The following is a 22185-nucleotide window of genomic DNA, read 5'->3' as shown; positions in this document are numbered from 1 at the left end:
TGAAAGGGAACATTAAAAAGAAACTATATGGAATGGTTATTTAAATCCAATGACCCGCTGTGGGAAACTTTAGCAGGCTGCCTGGCAGTCTTTTTTTTGATCATTCTTTGCACCCGTATCATTGGTCTGAGGTCCTTTGCTAAATTTACAGCCTATGATTTTGCTATTACCATAGCGGTTGGTAGCATCATCTCCTCGATCCTCACCTCCTCGACTACAGTGGTACAAGGATTTGTGGCAATCTTCGGACTTTTAACCCTGACCTTTATTTTTTCTGTTTTACAAAAAAGATCCTCTGCATTAAGTAAACTGATTTCCAATCAACCTGTGCTACTTATGGACGGTCCCAAAATTCTATATAACAACTTAAAGACCTCACGGGTACAGGAGGAACAGTTGTTTGCAAAACTTCGGGAAGCAAATGTGCTTAATCTGGAGCAGGTATGTGCAGTAGTCCTGGAATCGACCGGTGATATTTCGGTGATCCACCGCTCTTCTGCAGATAGCTCCGAAAACTTTGAAGAACAGATCCTGCTCGGGGTTTCTGAAAAAGGCAGAGAACGGAAATAACAGCCTTTCTCTCACAACATTACTCTTCCATTCAGGCACCTTCTCTTAAACGGGAAGGTTTTTTAATACACTTATTCTTACAAAATTTCAGTAACAATTGTTACAGGGCCGGGTAACAAAGGTTACTGACCACAGCACATTCTACGGGTATTTTTGCACCATCAAAATTTAAGAGATGAAGAAAAAAAGAACCCTAATTTTACTCCCTGCCCTCCTTTTTGGATGGTTACTTTCTGCCCAGGAGACAATTCCTATTGGGAAAAGTGAGATCCTTGAAAGGGTACAGGAGAATAATAAGAAGGTACAGATCTCCCATCAGGAGTTCCTGGCAGCCCGCGCCGAGTACCACCAAACAAATGCAGTTTTTCTACCAAACATAAGTGTCTCCCACACCGGGATGACCACAAATAATCCGTTGATGGCTTTTGGATCAAAGCTCAACCAGGAGATCGTCACCCAGAGTGACTTTAACCCCGCTCTGCTTAACGATCCTGACCCTATCGACAATTTCGCCACCAGGTTGGAGGTGAAACAGCCCCTGATAAACCTCGATGGGATATACCAACGGGGAGCCGCAAAGAAAAAGATGCAGGCTACAGAATTAAAATCACAACGCACTACAGATTATATGTTGCTGGAAGTTGAAAAAGCTTACATGCAACTTCAGCTTGCATACAAAGCAGTAACCGTGTTGGAACAGGCCTTGGAAGTCGCCAACGCCAACAAGACACTTGCTGATAATAACTTTAAACAGGGCTATCTTCAAAAGTCAGACGTACTTGCGGTAGACGTACGCGTTACCGAAGTGAACAACAGGCTGCAATACGCCAAAAGCAACGTGAAGAACGCGAGCGATTACCTAATGTTCCTTATGGGAGATACCGTTGACGTAGTGTTGGAACCAAAAGATTCCCTGGAGGTACAAATGAATCGTGTGCCCTCCCCCACTCTTTCCAAAGACAGAGCAGATATTCAGGCTATGGACCTTGCTGCCGAGGCACGCAAGAAAATGTATCAGGCCGATAAAATGTCATTTTTACCACGCCTTAATGCCTTCGGAAGCTACGAACTTTATGACGATGAGCTGCTCCAGGGAGATGCCAACGGGTACATGGCAGGAATAGCTTTGACATGGGACCTTTTTGACGGAAGTAAGCGCTTCGGAAAAACCCAGCAATCAAAAGCCGAATTTAAAAAAGCAGAACTCGAGTACGAACAACACGTATCTCAAAGCGAACTGGAACTTAAAAAGGCTACTCGTGCTTTGAAAGATGCAGAGAATAAACTGCAGTTGACCAAACTGGCCATGCAGCAGTCTGAAGAAGCTTTACGCATCCGAAAAAATCGCTTTGAACAGGGACTTGAAAAAACTACTGACCTGTTGATGGCAGAAACACAATTTTCAGAAAAACGTCTGGAATACTATCAAACTGTATATGAGTACAATTATGCGCTTGAGTATCTGAAATTCCTGGCGGGGAATAACGAAGTGACTGAGTAACGGACTTTCCGCTTAACCCCTCCCCTAAAGGGAGGCGAAAAGTCAACTCAGTGTCACCTCGAGCGGAGTCGAGAGATAAAGAAGTAGGACTCGACTTCGTTCGACCTGAAAAAAAAACCGACAACCGACAACTGAGAACTGACAACCTATAACAACAAACCAAAAACAAGAAACAACAAACTGTACAAAAAATGAAAAAGAAGATATACACTTTAGCAATACTAAGCCTTGGACTCTTTGCCACGAGCTGTGGCGGCGATGAGAAAAAACAGGAGGCCAAAAAAGGGCCGGCAGTGGCTGTAAGGGTGGAAACTCCTTCAGGAGCTGATGAGCACTTCCTTACCGCCAGCGGAAAGATAGAGGCTGTGAACAGCGCGAACCTCAGCACCCGCATGATGGGTTACATACAGGACATTCGCGTGAAAGTAGGTGACAAAGTGAAAAAAGGGGAATTATTGATCTCCATCAACAACAGTGACCTGCAGGCCAAACGTGCCCAGGTAAATGCGGGGATCACCGAAGCGGAAGCTGCCTTCAATAATGCACAGAAAGATTACGAACGTTTTAAGGCTCTATATGAAGAGCAGTCGGCTTCCCAGAAAGAGATGGATGACCAGACCGCCCGTTTTGAAATGGCGAAAGCCAGACTGGAAGCTGCAAAACAAATGAAGAATGAAGTGGAGTCGCAATTCGCATATGTGAACATACGAGCGCCTTTTAGCGGAAATATCACCAACAAGTTCGTCGAGGAAGGTACCATGGCCAATCCGGGTCAACCGTTACTGGCAATGGAATCACCGGGAACATTTGAGGTAATGGCAAGAGTGCCGGAGTCTGAGATCTCCAGGATCGAGGCCGGAACCGAGGTAGACGTCATTGTAAAATCTATTGACCAAACCATTGCCGGAACCGTTACCGAGGTAAGTACCTCAGCCAGAAATACCGGAGGACAATACCTGGTAAAAGTGGCTCTGGAAGACACAGACGCGAAAATACTTTCGGGAATGTACGCCAGCGTACGTTTCCCTATAGAGAAGAAAGCTGAGACCACCCAGGCGGTTATGATCCCGGAAGTGGCTGTCATAACCCAGGGAGACCTGCAGGGCATCTATACCGTAAGTTCACAAAATACAGCCATGTTAAGATGGTTACGACTGGGGCGCACCTATGGAGACAAGGTAGAGGTACTCAGCGGACTCAACGCAGATGAAAGCTATATAGTTTCGGCAGACGGGAAACTGTTCAACGGAGCTAAGGTCAAGGTAAATGAATAAAAACCTGTCTGGCAGGTGCGTGAGGGATAGAGGCAGCTACCATGTAGCGCCGAAAGCCCGACCCCGGCAGATGCCGGGGTCACGCCCAGCTTGAAAAAAGACATGTTCAAACAACTACTATAAGAAATCAAAATATGAAAGAAGGATTAGCAGGCAAAATCGCCAAAGGCTTTATTGGTTCGAAACTGACGGTGCTGCTCATGATCGTGTTCATGATCATCGGGGTGTACAGTTCGTTCCTGATCCCCCGGGAGGAGGAGCCGCAAATTGATGTGCCAATGGCCGATATTTTCGTAGGATACCCGGGGGCGAGTCCTACCGAGGTGGAATCACGTATCATCAAACCTCTTGAAAAGATGGTTTCCAACATAAAAGGAGTGGAATATGTGTATTCTACTTCTATGAAGGAACAGGGGATGTTGATCGTACAGTTCTATGTGGGCGAAGACATTGAACGCTCGTATGTAAAACTGTACAATGAGCTGATGAAACATATGGACGAGCTGCCGCGAGGGGTCACCCCTCCGCTTGTCAAGACCCGGGCCATTGATGATGTGCCGGTACTTGGCCTCACCCTGTGGAGTGAAAAATATGACGATTACCAGCTTAATCAGCTGGCCAATGAACTAAGGCATGAGATCGAGGAAGTGCCAGATGTTTCTATTGTCAACAAGATCGGCGGGCGTAACAAAGAGGTACGCGTGGCCGTTGATAAAGATAAAATGGCGGCAGCCGGACTCGACCTTTTAGGAATATCGGAAAAAATAAAAGCTTCCAACCAACAACTTTCTTCGGGAACTTTTGACCGGAATGACACTGAATTTCTGGTAAGTACCGGAAGCTTTTTGCAGACGCCTGAAGATGTCGAGAACCTTATCGTAGGCGTACAGGACAACCAACCGGTGTATCTAAAACAGATCGCAAAGGTGGAAAGCGGGCCAGAACTGGCCCAAGATTATGTATCCTTTGGATATGGACAGGCCGGAGAACAGGCTCAGGAATATTCTGCGGAATATCCTGCGGTAACACTTTCTGTGGCCAAACGTAAAGGTGCCGATGCCATGAAGATCGCTGATGTGGTCCTTGGAAAAGTGGAGCACCTGAAGCAAAATCTCATTCCTGAAGACGTACATGTCGAAGTGACCCGAAACTACGGGGAAACCGCATCACATAAAGTGGGAGAACTATTGATGCACCTTATAGGTGCGATCATAGCCGTTACTCTTGTAGTAATGCTGGCCATGGGCTGGCGGGGAGGCCTGGTAGTATTCCTGTCGGTGCCCATTACCTTCGCCCTTACCCTGCTTAGCTATTACATGCTGGATTACACTTTGAACAGGATCACCCTTTTCGCACTGGTGTTCGTAACGGGAATCGTAGTAGATGACTCGATCATTATTGCGGAAAACATGCACCGCCACTTCAAGATGCGGCGCCTGCCATTCAAACAGGCCGCGCTCTATGCAATTAACGAGGTAGGGAATCCTACTATCCTTGCGACCTTTACGGTGATCGCGTCAGTATTGCCAATGGCCTTTGTTAGCGGATTAATGGGACCATATATGAGCCCGATGCCAATTGGTGCTTCCATAGCGATGATACTCTCATTGTTCGTGGCCCTTACCATTACACCCTACCTGGGCTATATATTCTTAAGGGAAAAAGCTAAAAAAGGAGAGCCTGAAAAACCGGAATCTGAAGAGAAGATCGAGAACAGTATGATCTACCGCATTTATAAGCGCTTTGAAGAGCCGCTTATCGATAACAAGAAGATTCGCTGGGGCTTTTTAGGCTTCACCACGCTGCTCTTATTGGGATCTGTTGCGCTTTTCTTTACGGAAACCGTACTGGTGAAAATGTTGCCTTTTGACAACAAGAATGAGTTCCAGGTAGTAATAGATATGCCGGAAGGAACAACTTTAGAACGAACAGCTGTAGTGACCAAAGAAATAGGTCAATACCTGTCTCAAAATCCTGAAGTAGTGAACTATCAGAATTACATTGGCACCTCTGCTCCTATTACTTTTAATGGGCTGGTGCGTCACTATGACCTTCGTGGAGCGAGCAACACGGCCGATATCCAGGTGAACCTGAGGGATAAGGGTGACCGAAGCCTTCAAAGTCATGATATCGCCAAAAAGCTTCGACCCGATATTCAAAAGATCGCTGCCAGGTACGGAGCAAATGTTAAGCTGGTGGAAGTTCCGCCGGGACCTCCAGTACTTTCGACCATAGTCGCAGAGGTCTATGGACCTGATTACGAACAACAGATCGCGATCGCAGACAGCATTCAGACCATACTTCATAATACCCAGGATGTGGTAGATATTGACTGGATGGTAGAAGCAGACCAGGAAGAAATTGAATTTGAGATAGACAAGGAGAAGGCAATGCTTTACGGCATAGCTCCCCAACAAATCGTTTACACCCTGAATACTGCATTAGGAGACAGAGCTGTTACCCATCTTTATGATGAGAACGCTACGCAGCGGGTAGGAATTGTACTCACTTTAGAGGAGAAGGAACGTTCCTCGATCAATGATATTTCACAGATCAAGATAGCCGGACAAAACGGGCAGATGGTAAGTATCGGTGACCTGGCAATTCCGAAGGAGGTAACCAGGGACAAGAGTATTTACCGCAAGAACCAGAAAAGGGTAGTTTACGTAATGGCCGATATGGCCGGGGAACTCGAAAGCCCTGTTTACGCCATTCTGGGAATGGAGGAGAAACTGAAACAGATCGACCTGCCTCCCGGCTATGAGATCAACGAGCTGTACACTCAGCAACCTGAATTCACTGATGATTACACAGTGAAATGGGATGGGGAATGGCAGATCACTCTGGAGGTATTCCGTGATCTCGGGATCGCATTCCTTGGAGTTATCGTGATCATCTATATCCTGATCGTGGGCTGGTTCCAGAACTTTAAAGCCCCAATTGTGATGATGGTAGCCATTCCTCTATCGCTGGTAGGAATAGTACTTGGACACTGGATCATGGGCGCTTTCTTTACTGCAACATCCTTTATTGGAATGATCGCTCTGGCGGGGATCATGGTGCGGAACTCGGTGCTGCTCATCGACTTTATCAACCTGCGGGTGGAAGACGGAATTCCGCTGAAGCAAGCGGTGATAGAAGCCGGAGCCGTGAGAACCACTCCTATCCTGTTAACTGCGGGTACGGTAGTAATTGGAGCCTTTGTGATCCTGTTTGACCCTATCTTCCAGGGACTCGCAATTTCTTTGATGGGAGGAACCATTGTGTCAACCTTCCTGACCTTACTGGTAGTACCGTTGGTGTATTATATGATAGAGAAAGGAAAACATCCTGAAACAGCAATTTTAGAAGCTGAAGAAAAGGAAGAAGTTGTTGAACATGTAGATAGATCCTGAACAAGTTCAGGGTGAAGAAATAAAAGTTGATCCCTCTTGTCCTTCCGTGGAGAAGGGGGAAAAACCTTAGAAACCTTAAACCTTATATAAATGAAACTATTAATCGTAACAACGGTTTCAGAATTCCAGCAGGACATCCTGAAACTATTCAAAAAAGCGAATATTGAAGCTTTCAGTTCTTCAGAGATCGATGGTTACAAGAACACCAATTCCCTTATCGCTACTCAAAGTTGGTTCCCGGGGCATAAAGGGGGCAATGAATCCCTAATGTTCTTCTCGTTCACCGATGAAGTGAAGATCGATGAGATCTTAGAATACCTGAAAGAATACAATATACATCTGGAGACAAACAACCCTGTACGGGCAATTGTGCTTCCAATAGAAAAGTCTATTTAAAATTTTAATCTGAATATTATGCTTAACAGAGTAATACGCGCCATTGCAGGCATATTTATACTTATTAGTTTACTACTTGCCATCTATGTGAACATCAACTGGCTGTGGTTCACGGCTTTTGTCGGCTTCAACTTGTTCCAGTCCTCCATCACGAAATGGTGTTTAATGGAAGACATTTTGAAAAAATTAGGAGTGAAAAATTAAATCTAAATATGACGAAAAGCATGTTTTAGGATTCTTAAAAATGCTATTTTTTTAAGTCTATTTCTATATTATGAGATTCTGGAGCTTGCTTATTTTTCCATTAGTAATTTTGGGTTGTAAAGAACCAAAACAAAGTTCTGATGCAATTGCTGAAAGTAACTTCGAAATACAGCAGTCCTATGAGCAGAGAGGAATAGAGATCGCTATGGAAGCCCAGACGGAACTTGGCCAACACTTGATGCAGGAATTGAACAAAGGAACTTTACACGCCTTGCAGTACTGTAATGAAAATGCGCTACCCCTTACACAGGCTATTGCAAAAAAGAACAGTGCTACCGTACAACGTGTCTCCGATAAATTCCGAAACCCGAACAATAAGGCGAATAAAGACGAGAAGAAACTCATCAACCAGTACCGCAAAGATCTTTCCTGGGGCAATGACCCCCAACCTGTTCTGTTTAATGAAGGAGACAGCATCCGGTTTTATTATCCCCTGGTCACAAATAATCTCTGTCTTCAATGCCACGGAAGAATTCAGGATACCGAAAGAAGTGTTCGGGAAAAGATCCTGTACCTATACCCTGACGATAAAGCGATGGGTTATGCCGAAAATGAAGTCCGCGGTCTTTGGAAGATCGGTTTCAAAAAATAGCATTTCTGGAAGATCAGGATCCACAAAATTTTCGCTCTACCCTGTTTTAAGATTCTAATTATCAGTAAATTAGATATTATATAAATTTTAGGATCATGGCTAGTGAAAAAATTATTTTCGTGACCGGTGGAACCGGGAAACAGGGAGGTGCCGTAGCACGACACCTGGCGAGGGAAGGATTCAAAGTAAGAGCCCTCACGCGCCATCCCGATTCTGAAAAAGCGCGAGAGCAGGAAAGCTACGGCGTGCAACCAGTGAAAGGGAACCTGGATGATGTTAGTACTTACAGTGAGTATTTGGAAGATGCTCACGGGGTGTACAGTGTACAGACATTCGAAAAAGGGGTTAAAAAAGAGATTGAACAGGGAAAAACTTTGGCCAACCTTGCTGACCAGTATAACATCAGGCATTTTGTCTATTCATCTGTAGCAGGAGCTGACCTGCGCACCGGTATTCCACACTTCGAGAGTAAACTGGAGATCGAAGAACACATTAAACTGCTGGAACTGCCCTATACTATTTTGCGACCTGTCTCTTTCTTTGAGAATTTCCTTATTCCGCAGGTAAGAAGAGGGATCATGAAAGGCAGTTTGGTGCAACCCGTAAAAAAGGAAACCCGGCTGCAGTACATTTCAACTGAAGATATTGGAAGGGTGGCGACCCAATGTTTTCTACACCCTGAAAAATACCTTTTCAGGACCCTTACTCTGGCTGCTGAAGAATTGACCGGGGAGGAAGCTGCCGAAGTTTTGTCAAAAGAATTGAACCTTCCTGTTAATTACAAAATGATGCCGTGGATGGTGCGAAGGTTCCTCCTGGGTAAAGATCTCTACAAGATGTTTACCTGGATCGATCACGGGAACGCTCTGGCTCCAAAAGAAGAGATCATTGGAAAAGATGAATTTCCAAATATGGTCAACTTCAGGAATTGGGTTGGAACTCATTTTAAAACCGCCAAAGCCTAAATGGAAAACATTTTTTACTAATGATGGCCTTGTGAATGCAAGGCCATCTTATTAGTTACCAATCCTTTAGCAGAAGTGACATAAAGATCCAAATCTAAACTTGTTCTTACCGACTTGTTCCCTGTGTTTTTCAATTTCAATATGTAAGAAAACATTGACCTCTAACTGACCTAGGTCATAAAAAAAGGATAAAAGGGTCTCTATTTTTGCTTCGTACTAACATGAAGTAAAAAATGTTCTCAAAAGCATGTGAATATGCCATCCGGGCAGCCATATATATAGCATCTGAATCTGAAAAAGGAAACAGGACCAGTTTAAAGGATATAGCCCGGGAAATAGATTCCCCCGAAGCGTTTACGGCAAAAACGCTGCAGAAATTATCCCGCAACGGGATCGTTTCATCGTCAAAAGGGGCTCACGGCGGATTCAATATTAGTCCCCTGAGACTGGATAAAATCAAAGTAGCAGAGATAGTGGTAGCCATTGATGGCGACACGGTTTACAAGCGGTGCAGCCTGGGACTCCACAATTGTTCAGAAAATCACCCCTGCCCTTTCCACTCCAAATTCAAGCCTGTAAGACAGGAGCTGCAGGAAATAATAGAAAATACCAGTTTAAAAGATCTCACCTCCGGATTGATCTCCGGTGACACATTTTTAAAAGTCTAATCTAATTACTGCTGTTATTAAAGCTGAAATGAGCATATCTATAGACGAAAAGAAGGCCCTGCAGGAAAGGGTCAAACGCCTGAAGGAAGAAAAGAATGCGGTGATCCTGGCACATTATTACCAGGAACCCGAGATACAGGAAATAGCCGATTTTATTGGGGATAGCCTGGAACTTGCGAAAAAAGCTGCAACAACAGATGCTGAGATCATAGTCTTTGCTGGGGTTCATTTCATGGCAGAGACTGCCAAGATCCTCAACCCTTCCAAAAAAGTGCTTTTACCCGATCTTAAAGCCGGGTGTTCTTTGGCAGAAAGCTGTCCGCCGGATGCCTTTAGAAAACTGAAAGCGGAATACCCCGATCATGTGGTGGTAACTTACATCAACTGTTCGGCAGAGATCAAGACCCTGAGTGACATAGTATGCACCTCCTCCAATGCAGAGAAGGTGATCAAATCTATTCCTGAAGATAAGCCGATCATTTTTGCACCTGACAAGAACCTGGGCCGCTACCTGATGGAAAAGACAGGAAGGAATATGCTCTTGTGGGACGGTGCCTGCATCGTTCATGAAGCCTTTTCTCTTGACAAACTTCTTGAAGTTTACAGGGAAAACCCTTCTGCAATGATCATTGCCCATCCCGAATCTGAAGCTCATGTGCTGAAAGTGGCAAATTATGTTGGCTCTACTTCCGGAATGCTCAACTACGTGAAAAGCAGTGAACATGATACTTTCATTGTGGCCACAGAAGCAGGGATCCTGCACCAGATGCAAAAAAACGTACCTCATAAAAAACTCATCCCTGCCCCGGCCAAGGAGGACAATACCTGTGCCTGCAGTGAATGTGCTTTTATGAAAATGAATACTCTGCAAAAGCTGTACAACTGCCTGCAGAATGAAGGCCCCGAGATCATTCTTGAAGAAGATCTTATGGAGAAAGCCTTACTCCCAATAGAACGAATGCTTGAACTATCATAGATTATGAAAACGGATGTACTGGTAATAGGCTCGGGAATAGCCGGCCTTTCTTTTGCCATGAAGATCGCTGAGGCCAAACCCCAATTGGAGGTGGTGGTGCTTACCAAGAGTAACAACGATGTGTGCAACACTACTCATGCCCAGGGAGGGATCGCCGTGGTGCTGGACCGTGGAAAGGACAGTTTTGAACAACATGTCTCTGACACCATGAAAGCCGGAAAAGACCTTAACGACCGGGAGGTCGTAGAAATGGTAGTTTCCCAGGCTCCTGATCGCCTTGTAGAACTGATCGAATGGGGTACTTCCTTTGACTCTAACCTCAAAGGGGAGTTCGAATTAGGACTGGAAGGAGGCCATAGCCAGCGCCGTATTGTCCATCATAGAGATCTTACCGGCAGAGAGCTGGAAAGAAAGCTGCTGAAAAAAGCTGCTGCCTATGAGAACCTGAAATTCTATGATCATTTCTTTGTGACAGACCTGTTGCTGGATGAAGAGGAGGTTTGTATTGGCGTCTCTGCCCTTGACAAACACCAGAACCAGCAAATAAATATCTCGTCAAAAGTGACATTTTTAGCTACCGGTGGCAGCGGAATGGTTTTCCAGAATACTACCAATCCTTCTGTCGCTACAGGTGACGGGGTCGCTATGGCCCATCGTGCCGGCGCAAAAGTGAGCAATATGAACTTCATACAGTTCCATCCCACTGCCCTGTACGAAGAAGATAAATATCCGCTGTTCCTTATTTCTGAAGCAGTTCGCGGTTTTGGCGCATACGTGGTGAATGAAAAAGGGAACCGTTTCTTGTTCAAGTCTGACATGCGAGGGGAACTTGCCACACGTGATATTGTTTCTGAAGCTATAGTAGCAGAATTGAAGGTTTCAGGAGAGAAATGTGCCTACCTCGATTGTCGTCATCTGGACTTTAAAGAATTCCGCACGGAATTCCCTACCATTGTTTCTTACTGCAACTCTATTGGAATAAACATCCAAACAGACCTGATCCCAATTGTTCCGGCCGCCCATTATCAATGTGGAGGTATTGACGTGGATCTGGACGGAAAAACCACTTTGACCAATCTATATGCTTCGGGGGAATGTGCGCATACCGGCTTGCATGGAGCTAACCGACTGGCATCGAATTCGCTGCTCGAGGCGCTGGTCTATTCTCACCAGGCATTCAAGGCGGTGGTTTCCGAAATTGATTCCATTCCCGAGCCACTTCCGCATAAACAGAAAGAGATCTTTCGTGCAGAACAGGAAGCCGATGATGAGATCCTTCGGAGTCTTAGAATGCGCCTCAATGAAATCATGACCTACGACCTTTTACATACCTCTCAAAAAAGGGAAAAGAAGGAAGCTTTGGAGCAACTGTCAGAACTGAAGGAAATATTGGATTACTATCCGCCGTTCAATACCGGTACTCCCGAATTCTACGAACTGCGGAACATGGTAGAGACCGCCATCCTGGTACTTGATCATGCAGTAAGCTTTTCAGCAGTCAGGCATAATCGCCCACAAGGAATCATGTAGTTGAACCCGGTTTTTAAAGTCTGTTTTTTATTTCGGAAAGTGGTATACTTGTGCTTTTAAATTTCAGCAATGCCAATTGTAAAAAGACAAACCGCTCTAAAAATTAGAAAAGCACACCGCTATCTGGGAATCTTTATAGGAATCCAGTTCCTTATGTGGACCATTAGCGGCATGTACTTTAGCTGGACCGATATAGATGAAATTCACGGAGACCAGTTTCGCAAAACAGAACCTGTACACTCTTCTTTTACCGGACTCTTAAGCCCTTCGGAAGCAACCCAGATGGAAGTAAAAGCTGTAGAGCTGAAGGAAATTGCCGGGGAGCCTTACTACTGGATCAACCACAGTATGCTGCACAACGCGCGTACGGGCGAAATGAAAGATGGCCTTACAGAGGCTGAAGCTCTGGCCGTTGCAAAGCGAAATATGAGAGATGATCTGGAAGTTTCGGGGATCGAAAAGATCACCACTACCGGGAAACATCACGAATACCGGGGAGGTCCCCTACCCGCCTATGTGATCTCTTATGACACTTCAGAAAATATAAAAGCGTACGTCTCTGCTAATGATGGAAGTTTCCGAACGCTGAGGCACCGGGATTGGCGCTGGTTCGACTTTTTGTGGATGACCCATACCATGGACTACGAAGGAAGGGATGATTTTAATACCTTGCTTCTCAGATCTTTTTCCCTGTTGGGACTTATAACCGTTTTTAGCGGATTTCTGTTATGGTTCACTTCCTCTCCAACCGTAATTAAACTGACGGGAAATAAGAAGAAGAAAAAGAAGAAAAGGTCTAAAGCTAAAAAGTTCTAATACTTAATCCTTTTCCATATAATACTTGTGGATATGCCGTCTCACATACATGAAGCGGACGAATCCAAAGACCAGTAGAAAAGGTGCAAAGGAGATAAAAAAGATTCCGAGGCCGGCAAGATCTTCCAGCACTTCTACCTTTAGAATAGCAATTCCCGATCCCAGAAAGACCATAAAGGTGCGCAAATATGCCAAAAAGGTGCGTTCATTGGCCATTTTAGTGCGATCGATCGCCAGCCAGTCCCGCGTGATCAGGTCCTGTTTTTGCGCCATAGTCTAATCTTTATTTTTTGGCGGCCAGGCTTTATAACCACCCTTTAGGTCAATAATATTTTTAAATCCTGCCTCAATGAGTTGAGCAGATGCTTTAGCACTTCTGTTGCCACTTCGGCAATAGAGATATACAGGCTTATTCTTATCAAAATTTTCAAAATGCTTCAGAAAACCTTCAGCGAGAAAATCGATGTTGTGTGCTCCTTCAATATGTCCTGCAGCGTATTCTTCAGGAGTTCGTACATCGATCAACTGTACATCCTTTTTCTGGATCTCCTTTTTAAATTCTGCAGGTTCAATAACCCTGAACTTTTCAGTATCCTGCGCAAAAGCAGTGGTAGTAAAAACAAATAGAATTATTATAAGAAGTATCTTTTTCATAGTCTAAAATTATAAATTTTAGTTCCCCCCGCTAATTTGCGGGTATGACGTGATTATAAATGCTCATAAAATGGCAAAAACTACCTAACAGTACAAACACGTGGAAGATAGCGTGATTGTATTTTATACGGGGCACATTGTACAGAATTGCTCCGAGGGTGTAAGCCATCCCACCGGCAAACAACCACCAGAGACCGGCCATGGAAAGATTCTGCAACAGAGGACTAATGGCAAAAACGATGATCCAGCCCATTCCAACATAGAGTAAGGTGCTAAGGATCTTGAACCTGCCGGTAAAAAATATCTTTAGCATGGTTCCTATAAAAGCAATTCCCCAGGCCACTCCAAGAATGGTCCAGCCCGTACTACCCTGTAAGGTAACCACTGAAAAAGGAGTATAGGTGCCGGCAATAAGAATAAAAATAGCGATGTGGTCAAAGATCTTAAGCTTGAAACGCGTCTTTGGATCTTTTGCACTGTGATAAAAGGTAGAGGCGGCATACAGCACCACCAGAGAAATACCAAACACCCCAAAACTCAGGGTGAGCGCTAAATTGCTATAGTCACAGGCTCTTTCCAGCAAAAGAAAAACTGCCAGTATACTAAGTGCTAATCCCGAACCGTGGGAAAATACATTCCAGAATTCTTCCTTAGGTGAATACAATTTTATAGATGTTGCGTTAGGCATAACCAATGAGCTCAAAAGCCACGCCAAAAATACGATTCATGACGAAATGAGTAGCGTTTACGCCGATTAAAAATAAGTAAAAACCCCTATATGAAATCCATCTTAATAGAAGTAGATTTATAGATCATATAATCCACTCTAAGATGAAAACCCTACACTGTAGAGATACGGGATTTGACTGTGAAGGAGTTATCCGGGCGAATACTGAAGACGAAGTTTTAGGAGAAGCCGCCATCCATGCAAAACAAATGCATAACCTGGACGCCACTCCCGAAATAGCAGCCCAATTGAGAAGACTCATTCGTGATGAGTAAATTCTTAATCTCAAGTTTTGAAAGCACCCGGAAAAATCTCCGCTGTGCACAAGCTGCACAAAAAAGAATCCAGGGAACAACCAAAGATTAGACTGTGGCTGGATTCTTATGACGATCTATTTTCTGATTTTGATCCCCGGCCCTATTCCAAAAGGACCCTTTCTGATGATTTTATATCACAGGTGCGTAAGGTGAGCCGCGAAGAAACCGGAAAGAATTTCGCACTGGAGCTGCTACTGCCTGCCCCGGAGAGAAATGAACGGCATGAAGAGATGATCGCCCAGCGTCTCCCCGAATTCTTTAGAAAGAACTATCAGCAATTGGTTACCGAAAGAAAACAATTCCGAATGAAGGGATTAAAATTTGCAGGCTTCGGAATTTTACTCATGGTCATTGGAGGTTATATTTCCTACCAGGATCCCACCAAATTTTATGTTCATTTACTTCTTATCATTTTTGAACCTGCCGGCTGGTTCCTTTTTTGGAGCGGACTTGATATCCTGCTCGACTACTCCGGAAAAATGAAGAAAGACATGAATTTCTATTCAGAAATGGCTGAAACTAAGATCATTTTTGGCTCCTACTGAGAAAAAGTATTGCCAAATAAGCACAATACTTTCTTAAAATAACAGTTCTTATAGGACCTAATAGCCGGTTTTGTCGATGAAATACACATTTTTTCGATAAAATGCATTGCGATTTAAAAATTTAGTGTACTTTAGTTGCCCCAATCTTAATTAAAAAGGAAAATGGACCTGATACTTGTGTTTATTTCGATCGACATTATTGCTTCAAAATTCCTTGATGCATATCTTTTGTCCTACCGTCCTGAAAGCGTTCAACGCCGACACAGTAAAATTTCTACATACCTACTCCGCAAGACCGGAATGGATAACGGAATTTGGTTCTCATTTTTCTGTACAGTATTTGTTGTAGGAATAAGCTTGCAACTTTTCACTACAGTTTTCACAGCAATGCCTTACCAACTGCTGTTCATTGTGACAGGGCTATTCACAACCTTTCTTAACCTTGGTGCTGCTCACAGTACTTATTTCATGAAGCACAACTTTGTTACTGAAAAACTTCTTCAGAACAGAGAAGTGGATATGCAGTAGGACTTTTTCCATACAATTTTTTAATTTCCTCCCTTTCACCGAAAGGTATACTCATTTAGTAGATTTTTACGGTTTTACTTTTAAACTCCGGGATTTTCTGCCATTTTTGGAAGGCGTAACAAGGTATTTTGACCTGTGTGCCTACCAAAAGCAATCCCATGAAATTCAATAAATTATATTTGCTTCCTATCTTAGCACTGGCTGTAAATTCCTGTGCTGTGGAACCTAAAGACAACGAAGAACCTCTTTTTAGGAATGATAAGTTCACCGTGTACAAAGACAAGGTGGTGCAGGGCGACAATGTGGCGAAGGTCATTTCTACGGAAGAGATAAGATCTAATTACAAGAGTCCGGCGAGCGCGAATTATTCTAACCTCATCAGCTTCAAATTCACTATCAACGAAAAAGACAATGAAATGCCTACGGGCCGGGACCATCATGTTAAGATCTCAGCGAATGAACATGAATCTCCAATCTTTGTCTTCGGAAAAGCTGATGCCCAAACCCCCGAAGATACCGGCGAAAAACTAAAGCCCAATCACGACTACACTTTTAGGGCAGACATGCGCCCCGTGCTGGAAGAGTTCGAAAAAAAGGGTTTTTACGAGGCTTTTGACGGCAGCCGTATCGCTAAACAGGATTTTAAAGGTTTCTATATTGCCGGCGGATCTGAACCTCTCTCCTGGGATTTTGTGAACCTGGAAGAAAAAGGACTGGAAATGACCGATCCCGATGGGGATGGCATCTATGAGATCACGCTGAACATGAATCCTTATGATGCTTCGGAAGCCGAAGAAAAAAGCTGGAAACTTTCTGAAGACATTTCTAAAAAACCCTCCTACTCTTCAGATCAACCGATTGTAGATGCGCTTTTCAAACTTTCCACGGAAGAAGCCCTGAAGAACATCGAACCGGACAGCACTTTGAGGACCGGGGCCGAATGGGGCGGCGTGTGGACCAGGGATATCAGCTACAGTATTTACCTGGCCTTTGCCTATCACGAGCCTGAGATCGCAAAGATCAGCCTGATGAAAAAGGTCAACCGCGACCGCATTATCCAGGATACGGGGTCCGGAGGGGCCTGGCCAATTTCTTCAGACAGGACCGTGTGGGCTATCGCGGCCTGGGAAGTCTATAAAGTGACCGGCGATGAAGAGTGGTTGCGAAACAGCTACGAGATCATCAAAAATACCCTGGAAGACGATTACAAGACCATCAGGACAGAGAACGGCCTGTACAAAGGCGAATCTTCCTTCCTGGACTGGCGCGAGCAGACCTATCCTAAATGGATGAACAACGTGGATATTTTAGAATCACAGAACCTGGGAACTAATGTAGTGCATTACCAGGCACACATAGTTCTCGGCAAAATGGCCGAAGCCATTGGAGAAACGGGTGAAAAATATTTTGAACGTGCAGAAAGTATCAAAAATGCCATTAATAAGCAGCTTTGGCAGGAAGATAAAGGCTACTACGCTCAATATCTCTACGGAAGAAAAGCCATGAACCTTTCAGAAAGATTTGAAGCCCTTGGGGAGTCTCTGGCAGTCATCTTTGATGTGGCTGATGTAAAGCGCTCAAAAAGGATCATTTCTGAATCTCCGGTTACGCCGTTTGGGGTGACTTCCATTTATCCGCAGATCCCGGGCATCCCACCGTACCACAATAATGGGATCTGGCCATTTGTACAGTCTTACTGGAACCTGGCGGCTGCAAAAGCCGGAAATCAGCAAGTGCTCAACCAGGGATTGGCAGCGATCTATCGCCCGGCCGCCCTGTTCCTTAGTAATTACGAGAATTTCGTAGCCGAAAGCGGTGACTTCAAAGGTACCGAGATCAACTCCAACAGGATGTTGTGGAGCATGGCCGGGAATCTTGCCATGGTACACCGGCTATTCATCGGAATGCAGTTTGAAGAAAACGGAATAAAATTCCAACCGGTAATTCCGAAGCAGTACGGCGGCACCAAAACCCTGAGCAATTTTCCATACAGGGACGCCACTTTGGACATCACTGTCAAGGGTTACGGAAATGAAATCGCGGAGATCACCCTCGACGGAAAACCTCTTGAAAATGCCTTTTTTGACACCTCTCTTTCCGGAGCGCATAAGATAGATATCAAGATGGCTAACAATGACTTTGAAGGAGCAGACGCTAGTTTTGTAGAGAATAAATTCTCTTTGCCCACTCCACAAGCCAAACTTGAATATGGCATTTTCAGCTGGAATAAAATCGAAGGCGCTCAAAACTACCTGGTCTACAAAAACGGGAAAGTCATTGAAGAAACTTCAGAAAATTCAGTTAACGTCTCCCCTTCCGGGTTTGCAGAATATAAAGTGAGCGCTATAGGCCCGAATGGTTTTGAATCATTTACCAGTGAGCCGATTTGGAGCTATGACACTTCCGCAGCCAAACAGCTGGAAATGGAAAGCTTTACTGGAAAGTCTTCCGAAGATTTTGTGAACCATTCCGGCAGCGGTTTCATCGAAATTTCCACCGAAAAGAACCGGGAAGTCTCTTTGCCAGTGACAATAGAAAAAGCCGGGAAATATTTAGTAGACTTCCGCTACTCCAACGGCAGTGGCCCCTGGAATACCGACAACAAAGCGGCAATCAGGAGCTTGTATGTCAATGATGATTATGTTGGCGCAGTAGTTTTTCCGCAGAGAGGACAAGATGAATGGTCAGACTGGGGTTACTCAAGTTCTTTTACAGTAGAGCTTCAAAAAGGGGAAAATATGCTGCAGTTAAAATTTGAGGACTGGAACAACAATATGAATGTGAAGGTCAATAAAGCGATGCTGGATTATTTGCGGCTTATCCTGCTGGAGTAGTGAACTGAAAATATAAAAACGGAAGCCTTGGAAGCTTCCGTTTTTTCTTTGCCAAAACTCCTTATATTGTTAATATGAAGAAAGTCTTTGTCACCGGTTCAAGTGGTCTGTTGGGAACTAACCTCATCGAGGAATTGTTGGATAATGACTTTGTTGTCAAAGGCCTGGTGAGGGACCCACAGAATTACTCCGGAAAAAAAAGTCCGGAACTCGAATTGATCCGGGGAAGCATTATGGAGGAATTGGATGCGAAGATGGAAGGTTGTGATTTTGTGATCCACCTGGCTGCCGAAACAGCTCAAAATATTCCGGATTACAACCATTACCACAAGATCAATGTAGAAGGAACCATGAATGTCCTCGAGGCCACCTTAAAGAACGGGATCCGGAAACTTGTTTACGTCAGCACAGCTAATACGGTGAGCGAAGACCCTTCCGAAGAGATGAAGTTTCCGTTTACCCGCTCCTTTTATGCCCAAAGCAAACTGGGGGCAGAAAAAGCACTACTGGAAAAGAAAGGAGAGTTGGAAGTGGTAATAGCCAATCCAACCTTTATGCTGGGGGCTTATGATTCAAAGCCCACTTCAGGAAAAATTATATTGATGGGAATGGACAGGAAATTCATCTTCCACCCTCCCGGCGGAAAGAATTTTGTGCATGTTAGAGATGTTGCCAAAGGTCTTATTTCCTGCCTGGAGCACGGAATAAATGGAGAAAGATATGTGCTGGCAGGAGAAAATTTAAAATACCGCCAATTTTTCGAAAGGCTTACCGCCCTTACGAATCAGCAGTCGATGCTCATAGAAGTACCAAAAAGTTTGTTGCTGCTGGGAGGTTATGCCGGTGATCTGCTTTTAAAAATGGGATTTCGCACTGACATTAATTCGGTCAATATGCATTCCCTTAGCATGAATAACTACTACGAAAACCAGAAATCTAAAGAGGAACTCCAAATTGATTTTCAAAACACAGATGCCGCTATCATTGATTCCCTGGCCTACCTCACAAAAATGAAAAATTCCGGATTAGCGGGATAAATTTCTCACGTAATCTACCGTCCTGGCAAGTCCTTCTTCTAATGGAGTTACAGGCAGACCAAGCTCTTTAATTGCTTTATCTACAGAAACTTCCCAATCAAATTCTCCTTTTGGCACCCATTTGGGCGTCACCATAGGCTCTTTATTGAACCATTCGGCCCTTTTGAGGATCACATGCGCATACGTGCGTTGCACCCACACCGGGATCTTGCGCATTTTACGTTTCACTCCCGAAACTTCACCCATGATCTCAAAAAATGAAACGTAATCATGATTTTCACCTCCAAGGAGGTAAGTATGACCTTTCCGGCCTTTTTCCATGGCCAGAATATGGCCGAGTGCAGCATCTTCAATGTAGATATAGTTACCAAGTTTTTTAGAATCACCGGGGTAGATCCACCAGTTGTGATTAACATATTTATCTACCAGTAAGGTCGTAGAGGAAGGCATTCCGAAGATAAAAGGACCATAAACCCGGGTTGGTGAGACGATCACTACATTCATGTCAAACGTGGTAACAAAGTCCTTGATGCGTGATTCTGCCATGGCTTTGGAACCTTCATACTCATTGAAAAAATCTACATCCCGGATCTTTTCTTCGGTTATTACTCCATTTATCGAAGGACCCAACACACCTGCCGTACTGGTCACCACCACCTTTTTCACCTGCTGCTCAAGAGCAGCCTGTAATACGTTTACCGTGCCTTTCACGTTCACTTTGTAAAAAGTGCCGGAATCCTTCGCCCAAACTTTAGCATATGCCGAAAGATGATAGACCTGTTCACAGCCGGCCAAGGCTCTATCTATCGAAGCTTTGTCTGTAATATCTCCCAAAAAGGGGATTACGTTGGGGAAATTTATATGTGCCGCCTTTTCCATAGACCTTACCAGCGCATGCACAGTATAACCACGGGCTGAAAGCATTTTAACTAGGTGGGCACCGATACTGCCCGTTCCCCCGGTGACAAAGATCTTCATGAGATTTAGGTTTTAATGATTTTCATTTGGGGATTGTGCTTCAGGGAAAACCACGCATTGGTCCAGGCCATGGTCAAATGAGCGATGAAAGCCACCCAGAAATTTCCGGTATAAAGACAAATAAGGCATAAAACGACAGAAAAAGGAAAAGCGCCAAAGGTCTCTGTGGAACCTTTGGGGATATGTGTTGCCGAATACAACCCGATATTGATCGCAATGGCCGGCCATACTCCAAAAGCAGCAACCAGTGGAAATAAAAGTACTCCTCTAAAGAGCATTTCATAACCCAGGAGGTAAACTGCCCAGGACAACAGGTTATTTCCCACTAGCTTCCGGTCCCATTCAGAACTCCGTATTTGGGGATAGACCAGCAGATTTTTCGGTTTTTTGGCATTCATGTAAACCAACGGAAAAAGGATCAGTATCATTCCGAAAGCGAAAACCGCCACCGGAACAGCGGCCGAACTTTTTAGTAAAAGGCCAAGATCTTCCAGGTTTGAAGAAGGAAGCAGTATTAAATAAACTGCTGCCGGTAACAAACCCATAGTTATTCCGCCGAGATAGCGGGTATACAAAATGAAGCGAGCACTCCCCTTCTCCTCTCCATATTTTAATATAAATCTCTTGCGAAGCCCATTGGACTGCTGGGCGAACCAGAAGATCAGAAAACTGAGGAGGCCAATCACAACAGGTATAAAAACCTGCAGGTCTTCTGCTTTAAAACTAAGATCCATTGAAATAATATTTTATTATACGGAGGGATATGTAAGGATCTCCTTTTGAAGGTTATTGGCAATTATACCTAACTGAAACCTTACCGGAACAATGCGCTGCAACAGGGAACTTAAATGATTGATCCTGCCGGGGATGATCAGGTATTTTTTCTTCAGCAACTGCCGGTAACTCTTTTCAGCAACCTCCTGCGGGGTAAGGATAGACTTCTTAACAAAGCTGTTATGGGTACTTATCCGGTTTGCTACTTCAGAATTTGTGGCAAGACCTCCGGGGCAGGATACTGCCACATGAATATTGGTATCTTTCAACTCTCCGTAAAGGCCCCTTGAAAAAGACATTACGAAAGCCTTGCTAGCAGGATAAACGGTTTTGTAGGGCATTGGGGAAAAGGCCGCCAGGCTTGCAATGTTCAGAATATAGGTTTGCTGATCTTTGTCAAAGAACGGCAGCAATTGATGGGTCATCATCACCAGACAACGAATATTCAACAGAATGATGTTCTCAATATAATCTGCTGAGGCGTCCTGAAACTTTTTTGTTCCACCAAGACCCGCATTGTTAATTAGCATATTGATCCTGAAGGAGGACAACTCCTTTACCAGCGCCTTAATATTAGCCATCCTGGTAAGGTCTGTTTCAAAGCACTTCACCTGCACTCCAAAATTTTCTTCAATCTCGCGGGCCGTTTCCGGTAGTCCTTCATTAGGAAGGGAGATAAGGACCAAATCCCGGCCTTCTGCGGCACAGGTCTTTGCAAAAGCATTCCCCAAACCCTGGCTTGCCCCGGTAATAACGGTCAAGTTGTGATACGAATTCATGTATTATTGTTTTTCCGTTCGTAATAATATACCCCCCGCAGTAAGCTCCAATAGCATTCCAGACT

Annotated in this window: 23 protein-coding genes; 17 read left to right on the top strand and 6 right to left on the bottom strand. The window is 44.4% G+C overall.

The features are described from left to right. Window positions 1-27: 27 nt before the first annotated feature. The 12 genes from ACNORC_RS07825 (at window position 28) to ACNORC_RS07770 (ending at window position 12947) form a co-directional block, all read left to right on the top strand. A complete protein-coding gene (locus ACNORC_RS07825) occupies window positions 28-570 on the top strand; it encodes a DUF421 domain-containing protein (RefSeq protein WP_418335064.1) in 543 nt (180 codons plus the stop codon). A 175-nt stretch (window positions 571-745) separates the two neighbouring features. Further along, window positions 746-2071 carry a TolC family protein gene (locus tag ACNORC_RS07820; RefSeq protein ID WP_418335063.1) on the top strand — a complete coding sequence of 442 codons (1326 nt, stop codon included), beginning with the start codon at window positions 746-748 and terminating at the stop codon, window positions 2069-2071. A 191-nt stretch (window positions 2072-2262) separates the two neighbouring features. Beyond that, complete coding sequence (locus ACNORC_RS07815; RefSeq protein WP_418335062.1) at window positions 2263-3345, top strand: efflux RND transporter periplasmic adaptor subunit; 1083 nt, start codon at window positions 2263-2265, stop codon at window positions 3343-3345. Between the two features lie 134 nt (window positions 3346-3479). Continuing rightward, window positions 3480-6740, top strand: coding sequence for an efflux RND transporter permease subunit (locus ACNORC_RS07810; protein WP_418335061.1), 3261 nt, complete (start codon window positions 3480-3482; stop codon window positions 6738-6740). A gap of 90 nt (window positions 6741-6830) precedes the next feature. Continuing rightward, the gene (locus tag ACNORC_RS07805) at window positions 6831-7136 is read left to right on the top strand and encodes a hypothetical protein (protein WP_418335060.1); all 306 of its coding nucleotides are present in this window, start codon (window positions 6831-6833) and stop codon (window positions 7134-7136) included. A gap of 18 nt (window positions 7137-7154) precedes the next feature. Continuing rightward, window positions 7155-7340 (top strand): YgaP family membrane protein, encoded by a 186-nt coding sequence (locus ACNORC_RS07800; RefSeq protein ID WP_418335059.1) that lies wholly within the window; start codon window positions 7155-7157, stop codon window positions 7338-7340. A 70-nt stretch (window positions 7341-7410) separates the two neighbouring features. Then, window positions 7411-7992: a Tll0287-like domain-containing protein gene (locus tag ACNORC_RS07795; protein ID WP_418335058.1), complete on the top strand. Its 582-nt coding sequence runs from the start codon at window positions 7411-7413 to the stop codon at window positions 7990-7992. Window positions 7993-8087: 95 nt separating this feature from the next. Then, window positions 8088-8957 carry an NmrA/HSCARG family protein gene (locus ACNORC_RS07790; RefSeq protein ID WP_418335057.1) on the top strand — a complete coding sequence of 290 codons (870 nt, stop codon included), beginning with the start codon at window positions 8088-8090 and terminating at the stop codon, window positions 8955-8957. Between the two features lie 233 nt (window positions 8958-9190). After that, window positions 9191-9625: an RrF2 family transcriptional regulator gene (locus tag ACNORC_RS07785; protein WP_418335056.1), complete on the top strand. Its 435-nt coding sequence runs from the start codon at window positions 9191-9193 to the stop codon at window positions 9623-9625. A 28-nt stretch (window positions 9626-9653) separates the two neighbouring features. Next, window positions 9654-10601 carry a quinolinate synthase NadA gene (gene nadA, locus ACNORC_RS07780; protein WP_503473626.1) on the top strand — a complete coding sequence of 316 codons (948 nt, stop codon included), beginning with the start codon at window positions 9654-9656 and terminating at the stop codon, window positions 10599-10601. Window positions 10602-10604: 3 nt separating this feature from the next. Then, window positions 10605-12131 carry an L-aspartate oxidase gene (gene nadB / locus ACNORC_RS07775; RefSeq protein WP_418335055.1) on the top strand — a complete coding sequence of 509 codons (1527 nt, stop codon included), beginning with the start codon at window positions 10605-10607 and terminating at the stop codon, window positions 12129-12131. Window positions 12132-12206: 75 nt separating this feature from the next. Further along, window positions 12207-12947 (top strand): PepSY domain-containing protein, encoded by a 741-nt coding sequence (locus ACNORC_RS07770; protein WP_418335386.1) that lies wholly within the window; start codon window positions 12207-12209, stop codon window positions 12945-12947. A 3-nt stretch (window positions 12948-12950) separates the two neighbouring features. Here the strand turns inward: ACNORC_RS07770 and ACNORC_RS07765 are convergent, their stop codons facing one another. The 3 genes from ACNORC_RS07765 to trhA are packed head-to-tail and all read right to left on the bottom strand — an operon-like array spanning window position 12951 to window position 14265. Next, window positions 12951-13220 carry a DUF202 domain-containing protein gene (locus ACNORC_RS07765; protein WP_418335054.1) on the bottom strand — a complete coding sequence of 90 codons (270 nt, stop codon included), beginning with the start codon at window positions 13218-13220 and terminating at the stop codon, window positions 12951-12953. Window positions 13221-13223: 3 nt separating this feature from the next. Continuing rightward, entirely contained in the window at window positions 13224-13601 is a 378-nt protein-coding gene (locus ACNORC_RS07760; protein ID WP_418335053.1) for a rhodanese-like domain-containing protein, read from the bottom strand. 31 nt (window positions 13602-13632) lie between these two features. Further along, window positions 13633-14265 carry a PAQR family membrane homeostasis protein TrhA gene (gene trhA, locus ACNORC_RS07755; RefSeq protein WP_418335052.1) on the bottom strand — a complete coding sequence of 211 codons (633 nt, stop codon included), beginning with the start codon at window positions 14263-14265 and terminating at the stop codon, window positions 13633-13635. A gap of 167 nt (window positions 14266-14432) precedes the next feature. Here trhA and ACNORC_RS07750 point away from each other — a divergent pair, with 167 nt between their 5' ends. From ACNORC_RS07750 to ACNORC_RS07730, 5 genes are all read left to right on the top strand, one after another. Next, entirely contained in the window at window positions 14433-14603 is a 171-nt protein-coding gene (locus ACNORC_RS07750) for a DUF1059 domain-containing protein (protein ID WP_418335051.1), read from the top strand. A gap of 44 nt (window positions 14604-14647) precedes the next feature. Beyond that, a complete protein-coding gene (locus tag ACNORC_RS07745; protein WP_418335050.1) occupies window positions 14648-15190 on the top strand; it encodes a hypothetical protein in 543 nt (180 codons plus the stop codon). A gap of 162 nt (window positions 15191-15352) precedes the next feature. Then, complete coding sequence (locus ACNORC_RS07740) at window positions 15353-15718, top strand: hypothetical protein (RefSeq protein ID WP_418335049.1); 366 nt, start codon at window positions 15353-15355, stop codon at window positions 15716-15718. Between the two features lie 158 nt (window positions 15719-15876). Next, a complete protein-coding gene (locus ACNORC_RS07735) occupies window positions 15877-18552 on the top strand; it encodes an alpha-L-rhamnosidase-related protein (RefSeq protein ID WP_418335048.1) in 2676 nt (891 codons plus the stop codon). A gap of 74 nt (window positions 18553-18626) precedes the next feature. After that, window positions 18627-19589 (top strand): NAD-dependent epimerase/dehydratase family protein, encoded by a 963-nt coding sequence (locus ACNORC_RS07730; protein WP_418335047.1) that lies wholly within the window; start codon window positions 18627-18629, stop codon window positions 19587-19589. On the opposite strand, the gene ACNORC_RS07725 is transcribed toward ACNORC_RS07730, so the two are convergent. From ACNORC_RS07725 to ACNORC_RS07715, 3 genes are read right to left on the bottom strand one after another with little or no spacing between them, the layout of a single operon-like run. Further along, window positions 19578-20567, bottom strand: a complete 990-nt coding sequence (locus ACNORC_RS07725; RefSeq protein ID WP_418335046.1) for an SDR family NAD(P)-dependent oxidoreductase — start codon at window positions 20565-20567, stop codon at window positions 19578-19580. The two genes, ACNORC_RS07730 and ACNORC_RS07725, sit on opposite strands and share 12 nt — an antisense overlap. A gap of 5 nt (window positions 20568-20572) precedes the next feature. After that, window positions 20573-21301, bottom strand: a complete 729-nt coding sequence (locus ACNORC_RS07720) for a CPBP family intramembrane glutamic endopeptidase (protein WP_418335045.1) — start codon at window positions 21299-21301, stop codon at window positions 20573-20575. Between the two features lie 15 nt (window positions 21302-21316). Continuing rightward, window positions 21317-22120: an SDR family NAD(P)-dependent oxidoreductase gene (locus ACNORC_RS07715; protein ID WP_418335044.1), complete on the bottom strand. Its 804-nt coding sequence runs from the start codon at window positions 22118-22120 to the stop codon at window positions 21317-21319. Between the last annotated feature and the right edge of the window lie 65 nt (window positions 22121-22185).

This window comes from Salinimicrobium soli (genome assembly GCF_048323655.1).
Classification (GTDB): Bacteria; Bacteroidota; Bacteroidia; order Flavobacteriales; family Flavobacteriaceae; genus Salinimicrobium; species Salinimicrobium soli.
This window is presented reverse-complemented; position numbering and strand designations above follow the sequence as displayed.